General features: G+C 72.1%; 17 protein-coding genes and 1 pseudogene. 10 read left to right on the plus strand and 8 right to left on the minus strand.

What is annotated here, in order from left to right:
• Nucleotide 1 precedes the first annotated feature (1 nt).
• Nucleotides 2–1,261 (plus strand): Gfo/Idh/MocA family oxidoreductase, encoded by a 1,260-nt coding sequence (locus ACFZBB_RS23090; RefSeq protein WP_391125406.1) that lies wholly within the window; start codon nt 2–4, stop codon nt 1,259–1,261.
• An 88-nt stretch (nt 1,262–1,349) separates the two neighbouring features.
• Here the strand turns inward: ACFZBB_RS23090 and ACFZBB_RS23095 are convergent, their stop codons facing one another.
• Complete coding sequence (locus ACFZBB_RS23095) at nt 1,350–2,393, minus strand: substrate-binding domain-containing protein (protein ID WP_391125409.1); 1,044 nt, start codon at nt 2,391–2,393, stop codon at nt 1,350–1,352.
• A 301-nt stretch (nt 2,394–2,694) separates the two neighbouring features.
• Here ACFZBB_RS23095 and ACFZBB_RS23100 point away from each other — a divergent pair, with 301 nt between their 5' ends.
• The 8 genes from ACFZBB_RS23100 (at nt 2,695) to ACFZBB_RS23135 (ending at nt 11,293) form a co-directional block, all read left to right on the plus strand.
• Entirely contained in the window at nt 2,695–3,843 is a 1,149-nt protein-coding gene (locus ACFZBB_RS23100; protein WP_391125412.1) for a Gfo/Idh/MocA family oxidoreductase, read from the plus strand.
• Nucleotides 3,840–4,760: a DUF6807 family protein gene (locus ACFZBB_RS23105; RefSeq protein WP_391125415.1), complete on the plus strand. Its 921-nt coding sequence runs from the start codon at nt 3,840–3,842 to the stop codon at nt 4,758–4,760. Before ACFZBB_RS23100 ends, ACFZBB_RS23105 begins: the two co-directional genes overlap by 4 nt.
• Entirely contained in the window at nt 4,754–5,482 is a 729-nt protein-coding gene (locus ACFZBB_RS23110; RefSeq protein ID WP_391125417.1) for a cupin domain-containing protein, read from the plus strand. Before ACFZBB_RS23105 ends, ACFZBB_RS23110 begins: the two co-directional genes overlap by 7 nt.
• Before the next feature lie 186 nt (nt 5,483–5,668).
• Nucleotides 5,669–7,003: an extracellular solute-binding protein gene (locus ACFZBB_RS23115; RefSeq protein ID WP_391125420.1), complete on the plus strand. Its 1,335-nt coding sequence runs from the start codon at nt 5,669–5,671 to the stop codon at nt 7,001–7,003.
• Nucleotides 7,000–7,971: an ABC transporter permease subunit gene (locus ACFZBB_RS23120; RefSeq protein WP_391125423.1), complete on the plus strand. Its 972-nt coding sequence runs from the start codon at nt 7,000–7,002 to the stop codon at nt 7,969–7,971. Before ACFZBB_RS23115 ends, ACFZBB_RS23120 begins: the two co-directional genes overlap by 4 nt.
• Nucleotides 7,968–8,804, plus strand: coding sequence for an ABC transporter permease subunit (locus ACFZBB_RS23125; protein ID WP_391125426.1), 837 nt, complete (start codon nt 7,968–7,970; stop codon nt 8,802–8,804). The genes ACFZBB_RS23120 and ACFZBB_RS23125 overlap by 4 nt, the downstream gene beginning before the upstream one ends.
• A gap of 9 nt (nt 8,805–8,813) precedes the next feature.
• Nucleotides 8,814–9,428 (plus strand): hypothetical protein, encoded by a 615-nt coding sequence (locus ACFZBB_RS23130; RefSeq protein WP_391125429.1) that lies wholly within the window; start codon nt 8,814–8,816, stop codon nt 9,426–9,428.
• 65 nt (nt 9,429–9,493) lie between these two features.
• Nucleotides 9,494–11,293, plus strand: a complete 1,800-nt coding sequence (locus ACFZBB_RS23135; RefSeq protein ID WP_391125432.1) for a glycoside hydrolase family 2 TIM barrel-domain containing protein — start codon at nt 9,494–9,496, stop codon at nt 11,291–11,293.
• Nucleotides 11,294–11,382: 89 nt separating this feature from the next.
• On the opposite strand, the gene ACFZBB_RS23140 is transcribed toward ACFZBB_RS23135, so the two are convergent.
• The 6 genes from ACFZBB_RS23140 to ACFZBB_RS23165 form a co-directional block, all read right to left on the minus strand.
• Complete coding sequence (locus ACFZBB_RS23140; protein WP_391125435.1) at nt 11,383–13,617, minus strand: TIM-barrel domain-containing protein; 2,235 nt, start codon at nt 13,615–13,617, stop codon at nt 11,383–11,385.
• On the minus strand, nt 13,614–14,726 hold the full coding sequence (locus tag ACFZBB_RS23145) for a glycoside hydrolase family 15 protein (protein ID WP_391125438.1): 1,113 nt from the start codon (nt 14,724–14,726) through the stop codon (nt 13,614–13,616). The genes ACFZBB_RS23140 and ACFZBB_RS23145 overlap by 4 nt, the downstream gene beginning before the upstream one ends.
• 115 nt (nt 14,727–14,841) lie before the next feature.
• Entirely contained in the window at nt 14,842–16,110 is a 1,269-nt protein-coding gene (locus tag ACFZBB_RS23150) for an extracellular solute-binding protein (RefSeq protein ID WP_391125441.1), read from the minus strand.
• 77 nt (nt 16,111–16,187) lie between these two features.
• Nucleotides 16,188–17,105, minus strand: a complete 918-nt coding sequence (locus ACFZBB_RS23155) for an ABC transporter permease subunit (RefSeq protein WP_391125444.1) — start codon at nt 17,103–17,105, stop codon at nt 16,188–16,190.
• A complete protein-coding gene (locus ACFZBB_RS23160; protein ID WP_391125446.1) occupies nt 17,098–18,054 on the minus strand; it encodes an ABC transporter permease subunit in 957 nt (318 codons plus the stop codon). Before ACFZBB_RS23160 ends, ACFZBB_RS23155 begins: the two co-directional genes overlap by 8 nt.
• The gene (locus ACFZBB_RS23165; protein WP_391125449.1) at nt 18,051–19,328 is read right to left on the minus strand and encodes an ROK family protein; all 1,278 of its coding nucleotides are present in this window, start codon (nt 19,326–19,328) and stop codon (nt 18,051–18,053) included. The genes ACFZBB_RS23160 and ACFZBB_RS23165 overlap by 4 nt, the downstream gene beginning before the upstream one ends.
• A gap of 310 nt (nt 19,329–19,638) precedes the next feature.
• Here ACFZBB_RS23165 and ACFZBB_RS23170 point away from each other — a divergent pair, with 310 nt between their 5' ends.
• On the plus strand, nt 19,639–22,575 hold the full coding sequence (locus tag ACFZBB_RS23170) for a BTAD domain-containing putative transcriptional regulator (protein ID WP_391125452.1): 2,937 nt from the start codon (nt 19,639–19,641) through the stop codon (nt 22,573–22,575).
• A 19-nt stretch (nt 22,576–22,594) separates the two neighbouring features.
• On the opposite strand, the pseudogene ACFZBB_RS23175 reads toward ACFZBB_RS23170, so the two are convergent.
• Nucleotides 22,595–23,029, minus strand: a pseudogene (locus ACFZBB_RS23175) (LuxR C-terminal-related transcriptional regulator); the annotation flags it as partial.
• Between the last annotated feature and the right edge of the window lie 19 nt (nt 23,030–23,048).

The following is a 23,048-nucleotide window of genomic DNA, read 5'->3' on the forward strand; positions in this document are numbered from 1 at the left end:
TATGTCTCGGGTGACTCTAGCTCTCGTCGGCGCCGGGCTGCGCGGACAGACCTACGCACGCCACGCGCAGGTCACCGGCACAGGGCGGGTGGTGGCACTGGCCGAACCCGATCCGGTGCGGCGCGCCGCCGCGGCCGAGGAGTTCGCCGTCCCGCAGGACCGGGTGTACGCCGACTGGTCGGAACTGGCGGCGGCCGGCCGGCTCGCCGACGCCGCGATCGTGGCCACCCAGGACAGACAGCACACCGAACCGGCCGTCGCGCTGGCGGACCTCGGCTATCACGTGCTCCTGGAGAAGCCGATGGCCACCACGGAGGCCGAGTCCGCGGAGATCGCCGAGGCCGCCGAGCGGAACAAGATCATGCTCGCCGTCTGCCATGTGCTGCGGTACACCCCGTACACGCAGACGCTCAAGCGGATGCTGGACGAGGGCGCGATCGGCCGTCTGGTCAGCGTCCAGCACCTGGAGCCGGTCGGCTGGTGGCACCAGGCGCACTCGTTCGTCCGGGGCAACTGGCGCCGCTCGGACACTTCGGCGCCGATGCTGCTCACCAAGTCGTGCCACGACATCGACTGGCTGGTGTACCTCTTCGGCCGCTCGCCGCGCCGGGTCAGCTCCTTCGGCAGTCTCACCCACTTCCGGGCCGAGGCCGCCCCCGCGGGCGCCGCCGCGCGCTGCACCGACTGCCCCATCGAGAGCACCTGCCCGTACTCGGCCAAGCGCCTGTACCTGGACTGTCTGGAGGACCCGGAGCGGCGCTACTGGCCGCTGTCCGCGGTCACCGAGGACCACACCGAGTCCGGTGTCCTGGAGGCGCTGCGCACCGGTCCCTACGGGCGCTGCGTCTACGCGTGCGACAACGACGTCGTCGACCACCAGGTGGTCTCCATGGAGTTCGACGACGGCGCCACCTGCTCGTTCACGATGAGCGCCTTCACCCCGCAGGAGCACCGCAGGACCCGGCTGCTGGGCACCCACGGCTATCTCGACGGCGACGGCGTCACCATCAGGACGGTCGACTTCCGTACCGGCGAGGAGGGCGTCGTGGACACCAGCACCACCGCCGGCGCCTCGGCCGCGGACGGCCACGGCGGGGGTGACGAGGCGCTGATGGACGCCTTCCTGGAGGCGGTCGCCACCGGAGACGGCGGCGTCCTGAAGTCCGACGCGGCGGCGAGTCTGGCCAGTCACCGCGTGGTGTGGGCCGCGGAGGAGGCCAGGACGACCGGCACCGTCGTCGCGCTCGCGTCCGCGGTCTGAGAAGCCGCGCCCCGGCGCAGACCGGCCCGCGCCCCGGAGAAAATCGCCCGGCGCCCCCGGACACGACCGACTCGCGCGCCACCGCCGGTCAGTCGGCCACCGGACGCCGCACCCCCGTCGTGGACTCCCCCACCTCCAGCCGGTACGGGGCCACGTGCACCGCGTGTCCCGGCGGGGTCGCCGCGCCGATCCGGCCGGCCAGTGACGTGACGGCCAGCGAGGCGATGGCCGCTTTGTCGGGCACCACCGTCGTCAGCGAGGGAGTGGCGTAACGGCCCTCCTCGCTGCCGTCGACGCCGGCGACGGCGATGTCCCCGGGCACGGCGAGACCGGCCTCGTGGAAGGCGCGGATCGCGCCGACGGCGAGCATGTCGTTGAAGCAGAACACCGCGTCCGGGCGGCTCCCGGCGGGCAGGGCGGCCAGCGCGCGGCCCGCCCGCAGCCCGCTGCGCCGGTCGAACTCCTCGACCTGCGGCGCGAGTCGGGGATCGAAGGGCAGACCCGCCGCGTGCAGGGCGAGTTGGAAGCCCTCCAGGCGCTGCCTGCTGGTCGCCGAGCCCTGCCGGTCCACGCCGACGACGGCGAGCCGGGTCCGGCCGAGCGAGACCAGGTGGGCGGTGGCCTCACGGGCGGCGGCCACATTGTCGATCAGGACGTGGTCGGCGTGGAGTTGCTCCCGGCCGTCCTCGCGCTCGCCCAGCAGCACCAGCGGGAAACCGGCCGTGGTGGCGGCGAGTTGGTCGAAGGGTACCCGGAGCGGGGAGAGGATCACTCCGTCGAGCAGGGCCGCGCCGAGCCCGGTGGCCAGCCGCAGCTCCTCGCGGGCGTCGCCCAGCGTCTCCTCGATCAGGACGGTGAGTCCGATCCGGGACGCCTCGGTCCTGACGTGGTGGGCGAGTTCGGCGAAGTAGGGCGTGGCCAGGAACGGCACCGCCAGGGCGATCAGCCCGCTGCGGCCGGTGCGCAGCCGTACCGCCGACGGGTTCGGACGGTACCCCAGTTCGCTCACCGCGACCATGACGCGCTCTCGGGTGGCGGGGGCCACTCTCGACATTCCGCGTACAACGTTGGAAACAGTCTTGACTGAGACGCCCGCACGATCGGCGACGTCCTTGAGCCTCACTGCTGTCACGTACCCGCCCTTCTTGGAGACGCCTCATTGTAGGGCAGTTCAACGCAGAGCGTCCCGGAGACGCGTGCAGATGGCAGTCGTCCGCGGCCAAAGGGGTTGACCGCCAGGACACACACTGGTTACAACGTTGGAACAGCCGGGCGAAGGAACCACTGGCCGACCCTGCCGGGGTCTCCGTGCGCCCGTACGCCGTGGGCGCGTGGCGGACCGCCGTCGCACCCCCGGCGGTCGAGCGGCGGCCGGACAGCCCGTTACCGCGCCACCGCCCGTGACGTACCGCCAGCCTCACGAGAGGGCCCGCATGTCCCCGCACCGCCCGAATCTCCCGCTGCGCACCGCCGTGGTGGGCACCGGATCCATCGCCCGAGGAAGTCACCTGCCCGCGCTCGCCGCTGTGGCGGCGGAGGGCTCGGTGGAGATCGTCGCCGTGGTCGACGTCGCCGAGGAGGCGGCCCGCGCCGCCGCCGAGGAGTTCTCCGTGCCGGGCGCCTTCACCGACCTCGACACCATGCTCGGCGAGGTACGCCCCGACCTGGTCGTCCTCTGCACGCCGCCCTCGCTCCACCGGGAGCAGGCCGTCGCCGCGCTACGGACCGGCGCCCATGTGTGGTGCGAGAAGCCGCCGTGCCCCTCGCTCGCCGACTACGACGCGGTGACGGCCGCCGCCGAGCGGGGCCCCGGCGCCCCGACCGCGGCCTTCGTCTTCCAGCACCGGTTCGGCTCCGGCGCCCGCCACGTCCGCGAACTGCTGCGCGAGGGGGCCTTCGGACGGCCGCTGGTCGCGCACTGCCAGACCACCTGGTACCGGGGGGCGGACTACTACGCCGTGCCGTGGCGGGGCCGTTGGGACACCGAGGGCGGCGGTCCCGCCATGGGGCACGGCATCCACCAGAACGACCTGCTGCTCGACCTGCTGGGCCCGTGGCGGGAGATCCGCGCGATGGCCGCCCGGCTGGTGCACGACGTGCAGACCGAGGACGTCTCCACCGCCCAGGTCCGGTTCGCGAGCGGCGCGGTCGCCACCGTCGTCAACAGCGTGCTCAGCCCCGACGAGGTCAGTCGGATACGGATCGACTGCGAGCTGGCGACCGTCGAGCTCACCCACCTCTACGGCTACCGCAACGCCGACTGGCGGATCACCCCGGCCCCCGGCGTCCCGGCGCGGACGGCACGGGCCTGGAACGACTTCGGCCTCGACGAGCCCAGTTCCCACCTGGCCCAGCTACGCGCCCTCGTCGCCGACATCCGGGCCGGAACCCCGCACCCGACCGGAGGCGAAGGCGGCCGCAGGATCGTGGAGTTCACCGCCGCGCTCTACAAGTCCGCCTTCACCGACGCCACCGTCCGGGCGGGCGAGATCGGCCCCGACGACCCGTTCTACACCGCCATGCACGGCGGTGAACCCGACCGGCTGCCGGTCGACGCCCGCGAGGAGGAGCAGGCCGCATGACGCTGTCGCTGACCCACGTCCACGACGACCGGATCACCGTGACCCACCGGGCCACCGGTACCGAGCTGTTCGCCTACGTGTACCGCCCGGAGGCCGCCTGGGAGGCGCCGAAGCCGTACCTCCACCCGATCCGCACCCTCGGCGGTGGTCCGGTCACCGACTACCGCCCGAACGACCACCGTTGGCACAAGGGCCTCCAGCTCACCGCCTCGCACCTGTCGGGTCAGAATCTGTGGGGCGGCAACACGTATGTGCACGGCGAGGGGTACGTGGCGCTGCCCGAGCGGATCGGCTCGATGGCGCACGTCGGCTTCGACGAGGTGTCGGCGGGGCCCGACGGCGTGGTGATCGCCGAGCGCCTGACCTGGCACCCGTACGACGGCTCGCTCTGGGCCGAGGAGGACCGCAGGATCAAGGTCACCGCCGAGGAGGGCAGTTGGACCCTGACCTGGTCCTCGGCCGTCACCAACCGGCGCGCCGAGCCGTTGCGGTTCGGCAGCCCCACCACCGCCGGGCGGCCCGACGCCGGTTACACCGGGCTGTTCTGGCGCGGGCCGCGCGCCTTCCGCGACGGACACGCCTTCACCGCGGAGGGCGACAGCGCCGAGCGTGACCTGATGGGTGAGCAGGCGCCGTGGCTCGCCTACAGCGGTGAGCACGACGGACGCGACGGGCACGCCACCGTCGTCTTCGAGCACGCGCCGGGCAACGACCACGCGGGCGAGAAGGGCACCCACCCCGCCCACTGGTTCGTGCGCACCGACCCGTTCGCCGCGGTCGCCCCCTCCTTCGCCTTCCACGAGGAGCTGGTCCTGGCTCCCGGCGAGGTCCTGGACCGTACGTACCGCGTCCATGTCGCCGACGGCGCCTGGGACCGTGCGGCGGTCACCGCCCATCTGGAGCGGCACCCGTGGTGACGGCGGGCTACGACGGGTTCCCCGGGGCGGTCGCGGTCTCCCGGCTGAGCGTCTACGACTGGCCGACCGTGGACGGCAGGCCGGGCGGCGGCACCCCGCACCTCCATCTGACGTGCAGCGAGGGGTACGTGGTGACGGACGGCGAGGGCGCTGTGCAGACCCTGACCGCCTCCGGTTTCGAGGAGACCCCGCTGCGCGCGGGCACCGTGGCCTGGTTCACCCCCGGCACCATCCACCGGCTGATCAACGACGGCGGGCTGCGGATCACCGTCGTGATGCAGAACGGCGGACTCCCCGAGGCGGGCGACGCCGTCCTCACCCTGCCCCCCGACCGGCTGACCGACCCCGAGGCGTACGCGGCGGCGGTCCGGCTGCCGACGAGCGGGAGCGAGCGGGAGCTGGTCGGCGCGGCGCGGGCCCGCCGTGACCTCGCCACCCGCCGGTTCTTCGAACTGCGCGACGCGGTCGCCGCGGGTGATCCGGAGCCGCTGGCCGCCTTCCACCGCGCGGCGGCCGAGCTGGTGCGGCCACGCCTGGCCGACTGGGAGCGCCGCTGGCGTGAGGGCGCCCACGCGGCCGTGACCGCCACGCACGACCAGTTGGCCGCTCTCGGTGACGGCGACGCACGCCATCTGGCCGACGCCCGTACCCACGCGAGCGGACCCACCGCGACCGGACGGTTCGGGATGTGCGGCCGTCTCGACGTCTACCACGACGGGTGAGCCGAACGGCCCGTCCCCGCCCCTCGACGTCTACCCACGACGGGTGAGCCGTACGGCCCGTCCCCGCCCCTCGACGTCTACCCACGACGGGTGAGCCGTACGGCCCGTCGCCGTTCCCAGCCCCCGTGCGGCGGCGGGCACCCCGTGCCACCGATCCGCCCACCCAACCACCCCGGAAAGGCCACCATGCCCGAGCCCCGAAGAGGCCGGCGTCGGTTCCTCCGCCGCCGAGCGGTCGCCACGGCGGTCGCCGCCGGTTGCAGCACCGTTCTGCTGGCCGCGCTCACCTCCTGCGGCGCCTCAGGCGCCTCGGGCGGTCACATCACCCTCACCTTCTCCTGGTGGGGCAACGACGAACGCCAGGCCCGTACCGAGAAGGCGGTGCACCTGTTCGAGAAGGCGCACCCGGACATCAGCGTCCAGATGTCCAACGCCGACTTCGGCTCCTACAAGCAGCGGCTGTCCACCCAGGCCGCGGGCGGCGGGATACCGGACCTGGCGCAGCTCGACTACCGCCAGATCTCCCAGTTCTCCACCGGCGGCGCGCTGCTCCCCCTGGACCGGTACGTCAAGGACGGCACCCTCGACACCGCCGAGATGGACACGTCCTTGGTGCGCACCGGCTATCTGGCGGGAAAGCAGTACGCGCTGCCGATGGGCCGCGGGATCACCGGTTACGTCTACGACGCCGACGTCTTCGACAAGGCCGGTGTCCCGGCGCCGCAGCCCTCGTGGACCTGGCAGGACTGGGCCGACGCCAGTGCGAGGATCGCCGGGCTGAAGCTGAAGTCCCCCGACGGGCGGACCGTGGCGGGCGGCAATGACGGCGGGAGCAACGAGGACGTCTTCGAGGACTGGTTGCGCAGCCACGGCAAGCAGCTCTACGCGAGCCCCACCAAGCTCGGCTACACCGAAAAGGACCTCGCCGACTTCTGGACTTTCTTCCACAAACTCCAGAAGGCGGGGGCGGTGGTCTCGGCCAAGGACAGCGCGCAGGCCGACGCGACGGGCATCAGCGCCTTCAGCCGCGGCCTGGACGCCATGGACTACTCCTGGGACGCGACCTTCACCGGCTTCACCAGCCCGACCGGGCACGCCATGCGCTTCGCGCCGGTGCCCACCATCGACGGCAAGGCGGGGTCGTACTTCAAGCCGACGATGCTGATCGGCATCGGCGCCCACTCGAAACACCCGCAGGCCGCAGCCCAGTTGATGAACTTCCTCCTCAACGACCCGCAGGCGGGCGACATTCTGGGCGTCACCCGGTCCCAGCCGCCCAATCAGAAGATCGCCGCCGAGGTGAACAGCAAGCTGACAGGGCCGGAGTTGAAGGTCTGGCAGTTCGACGAGGTGATGCAGAAGTACGGCGTGCAGCCGCCGCCGTCCGCGCCTCCCAAAGGTGACGTCGCGATCCAGAGCGCCTTCGTCCGCGAGTACCAGCGGGTGGAGTTCGGCCTGGCGTCCCCCGCGAAGGCGGCCCATGAGCTGGTCGTCCAGGCGAAGCAGGAGTTGGAGTCATGAGCGTCTCGCGGATCGAGGTGGCCGAGGCCGCCGGGCGGGCCGAGGACACGCCGGGACCGGACCGGCGCACCCGCCGCGGCCGGGAGGCACGCTGGCCCGCGTATGTGTTCCTCACCCCGTGGATGATCGGCGCGGTCGCGGTGACGCTGGTGCCGATGGCGGTCTCCCTCTATCTCTCCTTCACCAGTTACGACATGCTCTCCACCCCGCACTGGGTGGGCCTGCGCAACTACTCGGAGATGCTGACCGCCGACCCGCGGTTCTGGCGGTCGGTCCTGACCACCCTGAAGTACGTGGTGATCGCCGTCCCGCTCAAGCTGGCCCTCGCACTGGGCGCCGCGATGCTGCTCAAGCGGCTCAGCAGCCGGGGCCGGGGTTTCTACCGGTCGGCGTTCTACGCCCCGTCCCTGCTCGGCGCGAGCATGTCGATCGCGCTGGTGTTCCGGGCGCTGTTCAACGACGGCGGCACGATCGACAACGTCCTCGGCACCTTCGGCATCCACATCGGCGGCTGGGTCGGCAATCCGCATCTGGCGACCTACGTCGTGGTGCTGCTGACCGTCTGGCAGTTCGGCGCCCCCATGGTCATCTTCCTCGCCGGTCTCCAGCAGATCTCGCCGGAGCTGTACGAGGCGGCGGCGCTCGACGGGGCGGGCGCCTGGCGGCAGTTCGTGTCCGTCACGGTGCCGATGCTCTCGCCGGTGGTCTTCTTCAACCTGGTGCTCGAAGTGATCCAGTCCTTCCAGGTCTTCACGCCCGCCTTCGTCGTCAGCGGCGGCAACGGCGGACCGGCCGACTCGACGCTCTTCTACACGCTCTATCTGTACGAGCGCGGCTTCACCGCCTCGCACATGGGCTACGCCTCGGCCATGGCCTGGCTGATGCTGCTCGCCATCGCGGCCGTCACCGCGGTGCTGTTCAAGACCTCCCGGTCCTGGGTGTTCTACGCGGACGAGGCGGAACGATGAATCTGACCCTGCGCCGCTGGCTGCCCCACACGGTCGCCCTGATCGCGCTGCTCGCCCTGCTCTACCCGCTGCTCTGGCTGCTGGTGACGTCCGTCAAGCCCGCCGACGAGGTGGTGACCAGCGTCGACCTGTGGCCCCGGCACTTCGAGTGGAGCAACTACACCACCGCGCTCGACGGCGTCTCCGGCGTCTCGGTGACCCGGCTGCTCGGCAACAGCATGCTGATCGGCCTCGGTTCGGTGATCGGCACCGTGACGTCCTGCTCACTGGCCGCGTACGCCTTCGCGCGGCTGCGGTTCCGAATGCGCGGCCCGATGTTCGCCTTCACCGTGGCCACGCTGATGCTGCCGCAGCACGTGGTGCTGATCCCGCAGTACATCATCTTCAACAAGCTCGGCATGATGAACACCTACTGGCCGCTCGTCCTGCCCAAATTCCTCGCGGTGGACGCGTTCTTCGTCTTCCTCATCGTGCAGTTCATGCGCAATCTGCCCAGGGACCTGGAGGAAGCGGCCAGGATCGACGGCTGCGGCCCGTTCCGCTCGTTCTTCCACATCGTCCTGCCGCTGAGCCGGCCCGCGCTGATCACCACCGCGATCTTCTCGTTCATCTGGTCCTGGAACGACTTCTTCGCCCAGATGATCTACCTGCTCTCGCCGGAGAAGGCCACGATCACGCTGGCGCTGCGGAGCTTCGTCGACCAGTCGAGCACCTCCGCCTACGGGCCCATGTTCGCCATGTCGGTGATCTCCGTGCTGCCCATCGTGCTGTTCTTCCTCGTGTTCCAGCGCTATTTGGTGCAGGGCATGGCCACCTCCGGACTGAAGAGCTGAGGAGGACCGATGAGTCACCCACCCGTCGTTTCCCGCCGGGCCCACCGCGAGCCGGGCGAGGTGTTCGGCTCCGGCTTCACCCTCTTCGCCGACATGCTGCTGGTGGGCGTGGTCACCGCCGTGGCCTGCCTGCCGGTGGTCACCGCTCCGGCCGCGCTCTCCGCCGCCTGCGCCGTACTGCGCCGGACCGCGGCGAACGGCGTGCAGGTCCGGCTCGGCGACCTGGTGGCCGAGGTGCGAGCCCGGTTGACCCTGCCCGCGCTGCTCAAGGGCCTGGTGCCGCCCGCGTTCGCCGTGCTGTTCCTGCTCGACGAGGAACTGCTGCGCTCCGGGCTGCCCGGCGCGGCCCTCATGGCGCCGGTCCTGATGCTGCTCGCCCTCGGCGCGGCGGCCGTCGGCCTGCGCGCGGTCGCCCTGGACGGACCGCACCGGCTCTCGGGCCGGGAGGCGCTGGCGCGCTCCCTGGCCGACCCGCGCGGCACCGCCCTGCTGGCCGGAGCCGTCGTCCTGGCGGCGCTGCTGCTGTGGGCCATGCCCGTTCTCCTGCCGCTGCTGCCCGGCCCGTTGGCGTTCGCCGCGACCGCCGTGGACCTGCGGCGCCCCGCCGACCCGTACGACCGCTGACCGGCGCACCCGCCCGCCGCCCGCGTCCCGCCATCCGTCAAGACTCACCTCCGGAGCACTCCCCCATGCCCCACACGCACCTCGACGCGGCCGGTCACCCCCGGCCGCAACTGGTCCGCGACCCCGACTGGCACGACCTGTGCGGCCCCTGGCTCTTCGCCCACGACGACGCCGACACCGGGCGCGCCGAGCGCTGGATGGACCCGGCGGTCACCGAGCCCTTCACCACGACGATCACCGTCCCGTACCCGCCCGAGTCCAAGGCGTCCGGCGTCCACGACACCGGCCACCACCCGGTGGTCTGGTACCGCCGCTCCCTCGATCTGCGCCGGCCCGCCTCCGGCCGCCTGCTGGTGCACTTCGGCGCGGTGGACTACCGCGCCGAGGTGTGGCTGGACGGGCGGCTGGTCGGGCGGCACGAGGGCGGGCACACCGGGTTCACCTGCGACCTGACGGACGTTCTCGACGGCGACGGCGAGCATGTGCTCGTGGTCCGCGCGGAGGACCAGCCGCTGGACGCGGCGCAGCCACGGGGCAAGCAGGACTGGCGGCGCGACCCGCACGTCATCTGGTACGACCGCACCACCGGGATCTGGCAGCCGGTGTGGCTCGAAGAGGTCCCCGAGGAGCACGTCACCGTCCTGCACTGGCTGCCCGACGTCGCCCACGCCCGGGTCGGCTGCCGGGTCCGCCTCAGCCGCTGGCCGCGCGGCCCGCGCGACCTCACGGTCCGCCTCACCGTCGGCGAGCGGGTGCTGGCCGAGCAGCGGATCCGTACCGAGGGCCAGGAGACCGCCTTCGACATCTCCGTCCCCGCGCTGCGGCACGGCCAGGACCTCGACGACCTGCTGTGGCGCCCGGAGAAACCGCACCTGGTGGACGCCACCGTGACGGTCACCGACCCCGCCGACGGAGCCCGCCTCGACCAGGTCTCCTCCTACCTGGGCCTGCGCGACCTCGGCTGGGACGACGGCGTCTTCCTGCTCAACCACCGGCCGTACTTCCTGCGCATGGCGCTCCAGCAGGGCTACTGGCCCGAGTCCCACCTCGCCGCGCCCGGGGAGGCGCTGCGCCGGGACGTGGAACTCGCCAAGGAACTGGGGCTCAACGGGCTGCGGATCCACCAGAAGATCGAGGATCCGCGGTTCCTGTACTGGGCCGACCGGCTCGGCCTGCTGCTCTGGGAGGAGATGCCGTCGGCCTACGTGTTCGGCGCGCCGACCGTGGAGCGGGTGGCGCACGAGTGGACCGAGGCGATCCGCCGGGACCTCAGCCATCCCGCGATCGTCGCCTGGGTCCCGGTCAACGAGTCCTGGTCGGTGCCGAATCCGGCGCTGGTGCCGGAGCAGCGGCACTTCATGGACGCCCTGTACCACCTGACCAAGGCGCTCGACCCGACCCGGCCCGCCGTCTCCAACGACGGCTGGGAACTGTCGGCGGCCGACATCTGGGGCGTCCACGACTACACCCAGCACGCCTCGGTCCTGGCCGACCGCTACGGCCACGCGGCCCTGCGCCAGGGCGCGTTCACCGAGCGCTGGCCCGCGGGCAAGCGGCTCACCCTGGAGGGCGTACGCCACCAGGGCCAGCCGGTGGTGCTGAGCGAATTCGGCGGCGCCACCTTCGAACCGGCCGACGGCGAGAACTGGTTCGGGTACGACACGGTGGCCACCGACGAGGACTTCATCGCGCGCCTCGACGCCCTGGTGACCGCCGCCGTCGACTCCGGCCTGGCCGGCTTCTGCTACACCCAGTTGACCGACACCCTCCAGGAGACCAACGGCCTGCTCACGGCGGACCGCGAGCCGAAGGTGCCGACGGAGACGGTGCGCGCGATCGTGGGACGGCCGCGGACGCTCGGATGAGGCGGAGGGCGCCGCCCCGACGCCGCTCAGGCGCAGTCGGGGCGGCGTCGGGGCGGCCCGTCCGGTGCGCCACCGTTCTGCGGCGTCGGTCAGCCGCCGGTCGTGAAGACCGGTTCCAGGTCGGCCCACCGGTCGGCGGTCGCGTACACGGGGATGAGGTCCAGCGGCGCGGCCCGTTCGACGACCCGGCTGCCGGTGTGGGTCCGCCCGGTCCAGACGTCGACCCAGTCGCCGTGCGGCAGATAGACCTCACGGCCGGTGGCGCCCGGCTCGGTGACCGGGGCGACCAGGAGCGCGGAGCCGAGCCGGAACTGGTCGGGGAAGTCCCAGATGCGCCGGTCCCGGGGATCGTCGAAGAACAGCCCGCGCATCAGCGGCTTCCCCTGCGCCAGGCCGGTGCGGGTCTCCTGCGCCAGGTACGGCACCAGCCGCTCGCGCAGGTGGGTGTACGTCCGGGAGATCTCCAGCACGCGCGGGTCGCCGGAGCGGTCCGCGATGTTCCACGGCGTACGGTCGCGCAGCGGCAGCCGGTGGTGGTTGTACTCCGAGTGGTACTGCATGATCGGCATGAAGCAGGACGCCGCGACGGCCCTGACGTACAGTTCGGCGTCCGGGACGTCCCCGGAGAACCCGGCGATGTCCCAGCCCCAGTAGACGATGCCGCAGGCCGAGGCGGTGATACCGGCGGTGAGGGAGTGCCGGTAGGCGTCCCAGGTGGAGTCCTCGTCGCCCGCCCAGAAGACGCCCGCGTTCTGCGAGCCGGTGAACCCGGCACGGCTGAAGGTGACCGGCGCCTTGCCGCACTCCCGCAGCAACTCGCCGTACGCGCGCGGGTATTCGACGGTGAACAGATTGTTGGTCAGCGCGCCCGTCGTGCCGTCGTCGTACCGCAGATCGTCGCCCCAGGCGTGTTCGCCGCCGTCCGTCTTGAAGCCGTCGACGCCGACCTCGTCCACCAGGTAGCGGCGCTTGGCGAGCCACCACTGGCGTGCCTTGGGGTGGGTCAGGTCCGGCATCAGCGCCTGGGGGAACCACCAGCCGCGGTTGCGGTAGGGCCGCGTGCCGCCCTCCTCCATGACGGTGTATCCGTGCTCGATCATCGCGCGGGCGTCGGCGGCGGCCTGGCCGCGCGGCGCCGGGCGCGTCTTCATCAGCGGGATCTGCCAGAGCAGCACCTTGATGTCGCGGCTGTGCAGCTCGTCGACCATGCCTTTGGGGTCGGGCCAGGCGCCGTCCGGCGGGAAGGTGAAGTCGCCCAGGCGGTGCGGGGCGCCGTCCTCCGTGACCGGGTACTGCGCGTCCCGGAAGGCGGTGAAGGTCGCCTCGTCGCTCCACGCCTCGATGACCAGCGCTCCGACCGGGATGTCCTCGTCGCGGTGGCGGTCCATCTCGGCCATCACCCTTTGCTGGGTGTTCCATTCGTTGCCGCTGGCCCACAGGCGGAAGACCCAGTCGGGCAGTTCCTCGGGGCGGCCGGCCTCGTCGAGGAAGGCGGACAGCAACTCGTGGGGCGCGCCGCCGAAGCAGACCGTCTCGACCGCGCCGTCCGGCGGTGTCTGCGCCTCGATCCACAGCAGGTCCGGGTCGCTCGCCGCGATGTCGTACCAGGTGCGTCGCGAAGTGCGGACGTGGAAGGCCCAGTTGTCCGCGCCGTCCCCGCCGAGCACCATCGCGAACGGCATGGGCAGATACGTACGGGTGGTGAAGCCCTGTCCCTTGTACTGCTCGAAGACCTGGGCGTCCAGGGTGTGTCCGCGTTGGTCGACGGCGTTGTAGCGCTCGCCGAAGCCGACCACATGCGCGTCGGGCGCCAGCCGCAGCGCGAAGCGGACCCGCAGCACCGCGCCGTCGGCGGCCACCAGGCTGGAGGCGGACCCTTCGACCAGGCGGCCGGTGTCCGCGGTGACCCGCAAGCGCGCGGCCCCTTGCCGCCACACCGCGGGGGCGACGGTGTGCCAGGACGTGGCGCGGGTGCGGCCGTCGCGGTGCCTGGCCACGAAGCGGTAGCGGGCGGCCGTGCCCTCGGCGAGCGGGGCGGGACGGACGACCCACCGGGTACGGTCGCCGCGGCCGCTCGCGGCCGCCGCGAGGTGACTGTCCGAGTCCCCGCCGTTGTCACCGGCCGGGTCGGTGCCGCCTTCGACGGCGGCGGTCAGCGCGGTGACGCCGTCACCGGCCTCCCACTCGCACACCACAACCTCGACATCGGCTCCGGTGGAGGCGCGTACCTCGAACGGCTCGCCCGCCGACGGGATCACGGGCACGCGCTGGTCGTCGGTCGGCTCGTAGGGGTGGCCCGAGCCGTGCGGACGGTGGCGGATCATACGGAGACTCCGAGTTCATGGGCGAGGATGAGGTACATGGCGTGGGACCAGAGCAGGGGGGTGGCGTTCGGCCCCCACCGCTCCTCCCACTCCGCGAGGTGTTCCGGCGCCAGCAGGCGTACGCCCGGGGCCTGTTCTGGCAGCAGTCCGTCGGCAGTGGACCGCGAGGCGATCCACTCCAGCTCGCGCAGAGCGTCGCCGGTACGGCCGACGCGTGCGTAGTGCCACCCGAGCAGCCCGGCGAGCACGGGCCACTGGCCGCCGCCGTAGAAGACGTCCTGGAGGTAGCGGTGCACGCCGCCTTCGGGCTCCACCAGGTCGCGCTCGACCGCGGCGAGCGTCGCGCGCGCGACCGGTCCTGCCGGGTCCACGGAGCCGAACGGGGTCAGGCAGGCCAGCAGGCTCGCGTCCACCGCCGCCCCGCCCAGCCATTTCGCCAGGCCGCCGCCGTACACGCCCTGTTCGCGGACGAGGGTGTCGATCCGGGTGACCGTGGGTCCGCACCGCCCCGCCCCGTCGAGCCCTGCCGCGCCCACTGCCGCGAGGCCGCCGCGGATGGCGCCGAGCGTGGCCACGTGCCGGTGCTCCTTGGACTCCTCCCACCAGTCGTAGCAGGGCAGGTCCCACGTCGCGGCGAGGTAGCCGACGGTGAGGCGGATCGCCTCGCGGTAGGGGGCAGGGTCGCCGCCGTGCCGGCGCAGGTGCTCGGTGAGCGCCCACAGCCAGGTGCCGTAGCCGTCGGTCTGGAAGTCCCACCAGCCGACGTCCCCGGTGTCCGCGCCGTCCAGGGTGTACCGGGTGGGCAGCAGATCGGCCTCGGCGGGCTGTCCTCCCGCGGCCCGTGCGGCGATGATCCGCTCGATACGGGAGGCACGGTCCGTGATCACCTTGGCGCACCACCGGTGGAAGGCGTCGGCGGAACCGGTCGCGCCGTACCGCGAGGCGGCCTCCGCGACGAACGAGCCGTCGCGGAACCAGGAGTAGCGGTAGACCTCGTAGCCGGGGCAGGCCGGGTACGCCCCGGAGGCGGCCTGGTGGGCGGTGATCACCTCCAGGCTGCGGCGGGCGAGGCGCGCGTGGCCGGGTGACTGCGTCGTGGAGGTGGACAAGGCTGGTGTCTCCTAAGCGGGCGATACGGGTGTCGCCGGGTGTGGCGGAGGGGTGCGGGGAGCGGGGGTCCGGGCGCCCGCGTGAGTGTCAGGTCTCCCGCGGGCGCCCGAAGTCTCACTTCAGCAGGGCGGTGACCTGCGTGGCCGCCTGCGACAGCGCCTTGGCGACGTCCGTCCGGCCGGCGGCGGCGTTGGTGAGGGCGTTGTTGATGATGTCCTGCATCTGCTGCTGCTTGGCGATGACGGGCGAGGCGGCCTGGTTCTTCAGGGAGTCGAAGACGGCCTGGCGGTTGGCCGGCTTGCCCGCGGTGAGGTATCCGGCGACCTTGCCGGTGTCGGACAGCGGCGGGAGCTCCCAGGAGGAGTCGACGCGGGTCTTCGCGGTGATGTCGGACGTGGTCAGGTAGTTCAGCCACTTGAAGGCCGCGCCGGAGTGCGCGGTGGCCTTGGAGACGGCGACGGAGTTCTGGAAGACCGCGCTGGCCTTGTGGGTGTCACCGGGTTCGACGGCCACGTCCCAGCCGAAGGGGACGTCCTTCAGGGCGCTGAACTGCCAGTTGCCGTTGTGCCACATGGCGAGCTTGCCGGCCTTGAAGAGGTTGGTGTCGAAGTCGGGGGTGCTCGCGCTCTTCGCTGCGTCGGGCATCGTCCGGTTGTTCTTGTCGATCAGCCATCTCGCGGCGGCGACGCCCTGTGGGCTGTCGAAGGTGGCTCTCGCGCCGTCGGCGGAGAAGAAGGAGCCGCCCGCCTGGTCGAGGGCCTTGGTGAACTCGTTGAAGCTGATGGGCTGGTAGTCGCCCCACACGCCCTTGGCGCGGTCGGTGAGCTTGAGCGCGGCGGCCTGCTCGTCCTTCCAGGTCCAGTCCGCGGTGGGGACGGGGACGCCGGCCTTGGCGAAGAGGTCCTTGTTGTAGATCAGGACCACGGTGGAGAAGGACTCCGGCAGCGCGTACTGCTTGCCCTTGTACTGTGCCGCTTCCAGGTTGGCCGGGGCGTACGCCGAGGCCTTGTAGGCCCGTTCCTCGGCGGCGGGGTCCGTCAGGTCGAGCAGGGCGCCGGAGGAGGCGTAGGTGACCAGGCTCTGCTGGTCGAGTTCGAAGGTGTCGGGCGCGGTGCCGCCGGCGATCGAGGTCTGGAGCGTCGTGGCGTAGTTGGCGTAGGGGACGGCCTGGACCTGGATCTTGATGGTGGGGTTCTGCTTCTCGAACGCGGCGACGATCGTGTCGAGGTCCTTGGTGTGGTCGGGCGCGGAGGAGAACGTCATGTAGCGGACGGTGGTCACGCCGTTCTCCGAGGTCGTTCTGGTGGCGGAGCCCTGGGAGCAGGCGCTGGTCAGGGCCAGTGCCGCGAGACCGGTGGCGAGGGTGATGTGGCGGGTGCGCATGTCGGATTCCTTGGGGTGGTGGCGAGTGGGAGGGTGTTCGGGAGGTGCGCCGGGGGCGGGGCCGCTCGGGCCGCCGGCTACTTCAGGCCCGACTGGGCGACGCTCTGGACCACGTGCTTCTGGGCGAAGAGGTAGATGGCCATGATCGGGAGGGTGCTGAGGACCGATCCGGCCATCACCACGTTCCACTGGGTGCCGAACTGGCCCTGGAGGTCGGCCAGTGCCAGCGGGAGGGTCTTGAACTCCGGCGAGCGGATGATGACCAGCGGCCACAGGAGGCTGTTCCAGCTGGCCATGAAGGCGAAAACGGAGAAGGTCGCGAGCGACGGGCGTACCAGCGGCAGCACCACAGAGCCGAAGATCCGCAGGTGGCCCGCGCCGTCCAGCCGGGCCGCCTCGTCCAGTTCCCGGGGTACGGCGTCCATGGCCTGGCGCAGCAGGAGGACTCCGAAGCCCGAGGCGAGGGTCGGTGCGAGCAGGGCGAAGTAGGTGTCGACCAGGTTCAGGGCCTTCATCTCCGCGAAGAGCGGGACGATCAGGACCTGGAGCGGGATCATCATGGTGGCGAGGTAGAGGGCGAAGACCAGGCCCCTGCCGCGAAAGCGCAGCCGGGAGAAGGCGTACGCGGCCATGGAGCTGGTGACCAGCTGCACGACGGTCGAGATCAGGGCCAGGCCGAGGCTGTTGACGGCGACCCGGGTGAAGGGCATCGCGCGGAAGAGGCTGCGGTAGCCGTCCGCGCTGACGGTGTCGGGTATCAGCGAGGGGGCGGAGATGCCGCTGCCGTGCGGTTGCAGCGAGGTGATCAGCACCCACAGGAACGGGAAGAGCATTCCGGCCGCCCCGAGGACGACCAGGGCGGTGACGCCGGCGGCCCGCAGCCGTCGGCGGGTGCTCGTCCGCGGGCCGCGGTCCGCGGTGCGGGACGGCGGGACGCGAGGGAGGTCCGCCGCGGGCGCGGGCTGTCGGGCGGGGGTCGTGGTCAGTTCAGGCATGGGTCACCCACCGCCGCTGGACTCGGGTCATGACCGCGGTGACGGCCATCATCACGGCGAAGAGCAGCCAGGACAGGGCTGAGCCGCTGCCGACCTGCCCGTACCGGAAGGACAGGTCGTAGACCTCTTCGACGACGGTGCGCGAGGACCCGGCGGGGCCGCCGCCGGTCATCACGAAGACCTGGTCGAACACCTGGAAGCCGTTGATCAGGGAGATGAGGACGACGAAGTAGGCGGAGGGCGAGAGCAGCGGAAGCGTGATGCGCCGGAACCGCTGCCAGGCGTTCGCTCCGTCGATGGTGGCCGCTTCGTACAGCTCCCGCGGGATCGCCTGGAGCCCTGCCAGCAGGATGACCATGACGAAGCCGAGGTCCTTCCACGCCGAGGCGAGGATCACCGAAGGCAGCGCCCAGGTCGGTGAGGCCCACCAGTCGGGGGTGGGCAGGCCCACGCCGCCCAGGACCCGGTTGAGCAGTCCCCCGTCGGGGCTGAGGATCCACTTCCAGGTCAGCGAGACCATCACCCAGCTGGTGATGACCGGCAGGAAGTAGACCGACCGCAGGACGCTGCGGCCCCGCATGCGGCGGTTGAGGGCGAGCGCCAGGACCAGGCCGCCCACGTACACCAGCGGGAGGTAACCGGCGATGAAGTACACGGTGTGCAGGAACGCGACCCGGGTGTCGCCGTCGCCCAGCAGGTGGCTGTAGTTGGCGAATCCGACCCAGCGCATCGGGGAGATCAGGTCCCAGGAGTGGAGGCTGATCCACAGCGAGGAGACCATCGGCGCGAAGGTGAACAGCAGCAGCGGGACGGCGCTCGGTGCCAGGAAGAACAGCACCGCGCCGCGGTTGCGCCACTTCCGCCGTCGGGCGGCGGCGGCTGCCGGGACGGACGCCGGGGCGGACACCGGGCCCCGGCCCGGGCGTCCGGAAAGGGGGCCGATGGTCATCTCACGGTCCGTTCGACCGCCGCGCCGCCGAGCCCGTGGATCCGTCGGCGCGGATCGACGCTGCCGACACCGCCGTCCAGGGACGCGGCGAGCACCAGGGCGGCGGCGCCCTGCGCCCAGATGGTCTCCGTGTACGGCTCGACGGTGATCGCCAGTTCCCGGGCGCGGCGGGGGGCGTGGCGTTCGAACGCCTCTCGGACGCCGGGCTCCCACCAGGGCCAGGAACGGGTCCCCTCCCCCATGACCACGATCTCCTGCGGGTCCAGGAGCGTGGCGAGTCCCGCCAGTTGGCGGCCCAGGAGCTGTCCGGCCTCGCACAGGACGCGACGGGCCGTCGCCGTACGGTCATCGGCGCCGTCCGAGTTGTTGGCGCCGTTCGAGCCGTCCGCACCGTTGGCGCCGTCCGAACCGTTCGCGAGATCCGCGAGGTCCGCGGGCGTGGCGCCCTCGCCGAGGATGCCGGCCGAGCGCGCCGTACGGAGCAGGGCGTCATCGCTGATCAGGGCTTCCAGGCAGCCGCGACTCCCGCAGGTGCACGGCGGCCCGTCCGGATCGACCGGCACGTGGCCGAAGTCTCCGGCGCCCCCGTGGGCGCCCCGGTAGACATGCCCGCCCGCGACGACGGCCAGGCCGATGCCGCGGCCGATGGTGACCACCAGGAAGTCGTTGAGACTGCGTCCCCGCCCGTACAGACGCTCACCGCTGCCCAGGGCGTTGACGTCGTTCTCCACCAGGACGGCGAGCCCCAAGGAGGCGCCGAGCATGGTGCCGAGCGGCACGTTCTCCCAGTTCAGCATCGCCGCGTCCACGACCCCGCTGTCCGGGCGGTCGACGGTGCCCGGCACGCCCACTCCTATCCCCAGCAGCGGCGGCACCCCCTGCGCGGACTCGGTGAACGGACGCAGGAGTTCGGCGATCGCGGGCACCGCCTCCAGCGCCGTGGCGTCGAAGGGGACCGTCATGGTCTCCGTGACCCGTCCGTCCAGGCGCATGTCGACCAGCGCGACGTGGTCGACGGCCACCTTGACGCCCAGCGCCCGGCCCGCGCTGCCGACCAGACCGATCAGCCGACCGCGACGGCCGCCCCGGGAGGGCTCCTGCCGGTCGAGCTCTTCGATCACTCCTTGCGTCAGCAGCCGCCGCGTCACCTGGGTCAGCGTCGCCGGACTCATCCCCAGGTCCCGCGCGAGCGCGGCCCGCGACATCGGCCCTGCCCTGCCCAGCAGTGCCAGCACGGCGGTGCTGGTGAGATCCTCGCCCGACGACCCGTTCATTCGCACTCTTTCTTTACTGGATAAATAAACTGCCTGAACGTTAGAGCGGGCTCACGACCACGTCAACCCCCGGTTTCCATGACGTTTCGGCCACCGCCGGGCGCGCGTCCGCCGCGGCCCGCGCACCGGCGCGCCCGGTGGGACGCCTGGGGCGTCAGTGCTGCCGGAGTGCGGGCTGTCGGACGGTGTTGGCGCGGCCTATAGTGCGGTTGCGACGATGCGACGCGGAGGAAACCACGACGTGAATCGCAGTCGTGGAACCGCGCGCGTGCCGCGCGGGGCCGGGGCACCGCCTCCTGGGAGTTCCGTGATGGACAACGGTCGTCTGAGGGTTGAGACGCTCGGGCCGCTGCGCGCGTACGCGGCGGGACGGGAACTCGCTCTCGGCCCGCCGAAGCAGCGCGCGGTCTTCGCGGTCCTCGCGCTGAGTGGCAACGCGGTCGTCTCGCGCGACCGTCTCATCGACGGAGTGTGGGGCGAGTCGCCGCCGACCACGGCCGTCGGCAGCCTGCACACCTACGTGTCCGGCCTGCGCCGGGCGCTGGACGGTCTCGGCGAGCCGCTGACCAGTTCGGCGGCGGGTTACTCGCTGCTGCTCGACCCCGACGGCCTCGACGTCACGGTGGCCGAGCGGCTTGCGGCGCGGGCCAGGTCCCTGGCCGCCGGGCGGGAACCGGCCGCCGCGGTCACCGTCTTCGAGGAGGCGCTGGCCCTGTGGCGCTCGGGCACGGCGCTCGGCGGCCTGCCGGGACCGTTCGGCGCGGAGCACCGCACCTGGGCGGCCGACCTTCGGTTACGGCTGGTTGTGGAGCACGCCGAACTGCTCCTGGAACTGGCCCAACCCGCCGCCGCGGCCGACCGGTTGGCGCTCCACGTGGCCGACCATCCCTACGACGAGCGGTTGCGCGCCCTGCTGATCACGGCCCTGAGCCGCAGCGGCAGGACCGCCGACGCGCTCGCCCGCTATCACGATCTGCGCAAGCTCCTCGCCGAGGATCTGGGCATCGACCCGTCGGCCGAACTGCGGGCGCTGTACGCGTCGTTGCTGGCCGACAGCGCCGGCGCGGACACCGCGCCCGCCGCCCTCGCTCCCGCCGCGACCCCGGTGCGCCCCGCGCAACTGCCGCGCGAGGTCGCCGACTTCATCGGCCGGGAGGACGCGGTGCGCCGGGTGCTGGACGCGGCGCGGGACGCCGCGCCCGACGGCGGGGGCGAGGCCGCGCCGCCGCGGATCGTGATGGTCGTCGGGGTCGGGGGCGTGGGCAAGACCGCGCTGGCGGTGCGGTGCGCCCACCTGCTGGCCGACGCGTACCCGGACGGCCAGTTGTATGTGAACCTGCGCGGCTTCGACCCCAAGCGCCCGGCCCGCTCCCCCGCCGACGCGCTGCACCACCTGCTCGCCTCCTCGCACGCGGGCACGGTCCCGACCGACCAGGAGGAGCGGGTCGCGCTGTGGCGCAGCACCGTCCGGGACAAGCGCATGCTCATCGTGCTGGACAACGCAGAATCAGCCGACCAGGTCGAGGACCTGCTGCCGGGCGACGGCCCCTCGTTCGTCATCGTGACCAGCCGCAACCGGCTCAGCGGCCTCGCGGTGCGGTACTCGGCGCACCGCGAGACGCTCTCCCCGCTCACCGCCGACGAGTCGCTGAGCATGCTGCGCACCTCGATCGGGGACGCGCGGGTCGGCGCCGAACTGCCCGCGGCCCGGCGGCTGGCCGAGCTGTGCGACCGCCTGCCGCTGGCCCTGCGGATCGCCTCGGAGCAGGTGACCTCCGGGTCGTCCCGGGTGCGGATCGCCGACCTGGCGGCCGAGTTGGAGGACGTGCGGTACCGGCTCGACGCGCTCCAGATCCCGGACGACGAGCTGTACTCGGTGCGCGGCGTGCTCTCCTGGTCCTACGCCCGGCTGGACGCGCGGGCGGCGCACGCCTTCCGCACGCTGGGGCTGTTCCCCGGGGTGAGCATCCGCGCGGAGGCGGCCACCGCGCTGCTGGACGTCCCGGCGCCGGTGGCCGCCGCCGCGCTGCGCAATCTCGCCGCGCAGCACCTGATGGAGACCACCGGCAACGGCTACTGGATGCACGACCTGACCCGTATCTACGCCGAGGAGGTCTCCGGCGACGGCGAGAGCGCCGAGTCCCGCAAGGGGGCGCTGCGCAGGGTGCTCCACTGGTATGTGCGGACCCTCACGCAGGACTACAAGTCCAACGCGGTCAAACTCCCCTTCACCCTCGACCCGGTGGCCCCGCACGCGCCGCTGCGCTTCGCGGACCAGAAGGAGTTGGTGACCTGGTGCGTGCAGGAGTGGGACAACATCTCCCCGCTCCTGCGCACGGCGCAGCGCATCGGCTGCCACGACGAGGCGTGGCAGTTGGCCTATCTGCTCTTCGACTACTTCTACGCGGCCGGGCAGACCAAGGACTGGGTCGAGGTGCTGCGGCTCGGGGTGCGCAGCACCGAGATGGTCGAGGACCGGCGGGCCCAGGCGGTGCTGCTCAACCATCTGGGCGTGGCCTACTCCCGGTTGGGGGACAACGAGGCCGCCGTGCACGAACAGCGGCGCGGTCTGCGGCTGTTGGAGGATCTGGGCGACGACGTCCTGCGCACCAGCCTGCTGGGGAATCTGGCGTCCACGCTCCGTGAGGCCAAGGAGTACCGGGCCGCGCTGTCCTACGCCAGCCAGGCCCTGGACCTGGCCCGCCACAGCGGCCACGAGTACTACGAGGCGGGCTGCCTGGACGTGCTGTGCGAACTCCACGCCGAGCTGGGCGAGTTCGAGGACTCGCTCTGGTACGGCACCTTCGGCCTCGCGGTGTCACGGCGCTGCGGGAACGTCCTGCTGGAGGCCAACATCCTGATCAATCTGGGCGGCGCCGAGTACGGGCTCGCCCACGACGAGAAGGCGCTGCGGTACTTCCAGGAGGCGTTGACGCTGTGCGAGTCGAGCGGCGACCACTACCACGAGGCGCTGACGCTGTTCGGTCTCGCCAAGGTGAAGCGGGCCAGGGCGGAACCGGACTCCGCGCGCGCCCTCGCGGACCGGGCGCTGTTGCGCCTGAAGGAGCTGGGCGCGGAGGAGGTCGGCGACGTCACCGAGTTCCTGCGCGCTCTGGACGCGGGACCGCAGGAAGCTCCGGCCGAGCAGCCCGGACCGCGCGCCGGTCGGTACCGTCCCACGGTCCGCGCTGTCCCCGCTGCCAGATCAGCACCGCCTCGACCCGGCTCTCGGCACCCAGCGACCTGAAGATCCGGTTGATGTGGTTCTTCACGGTCTTCTCGCTCACGTGCAGGCGCGCGGCGATCTCGGCGTTGCGCGCGCCTCGGGAGACCAGGGCCATCACTTCGTGCTGACGGCGGGACAGGGCCGGGGCCGTGTCCTCGGGGGCGGTGTCCTCGGGGGCCGCGGGCGCGTGCGGCCGTATCTCCAGGGCCGGTTGTCCCGCGGGCGGCACGCTCTCCACCGCGACCGCGCTCAGCCGGTACTCCGCGCACAGCCGGCGCGGGTCCTGCCCGGCCTGCGGGACCGCGGGCGCGGCGGCGGGGGCGACGGCCACCTCGACGTAGGGCATCCGCAGGAATTCCACGTCGAGGTTCTTACGGGCGAAGACCTGGCGGATCTGGGCGAGGATGTCCGGGCTCACAATGGCGATCCGCACCCGGGTCGGGCTGATCGGCGCGGAAGCGGCGACGACTGTCATACGGCCAGCGTGGCCGGGC

This window comes from Streptomyces sp. NPDC008139 (assembly GCF_042957025.1).
Lineage (GTDB): Bacteria > Actinomycetota > Actinomycetes > Streptomycetales > Streptomycetaceae > Actinacidiphila.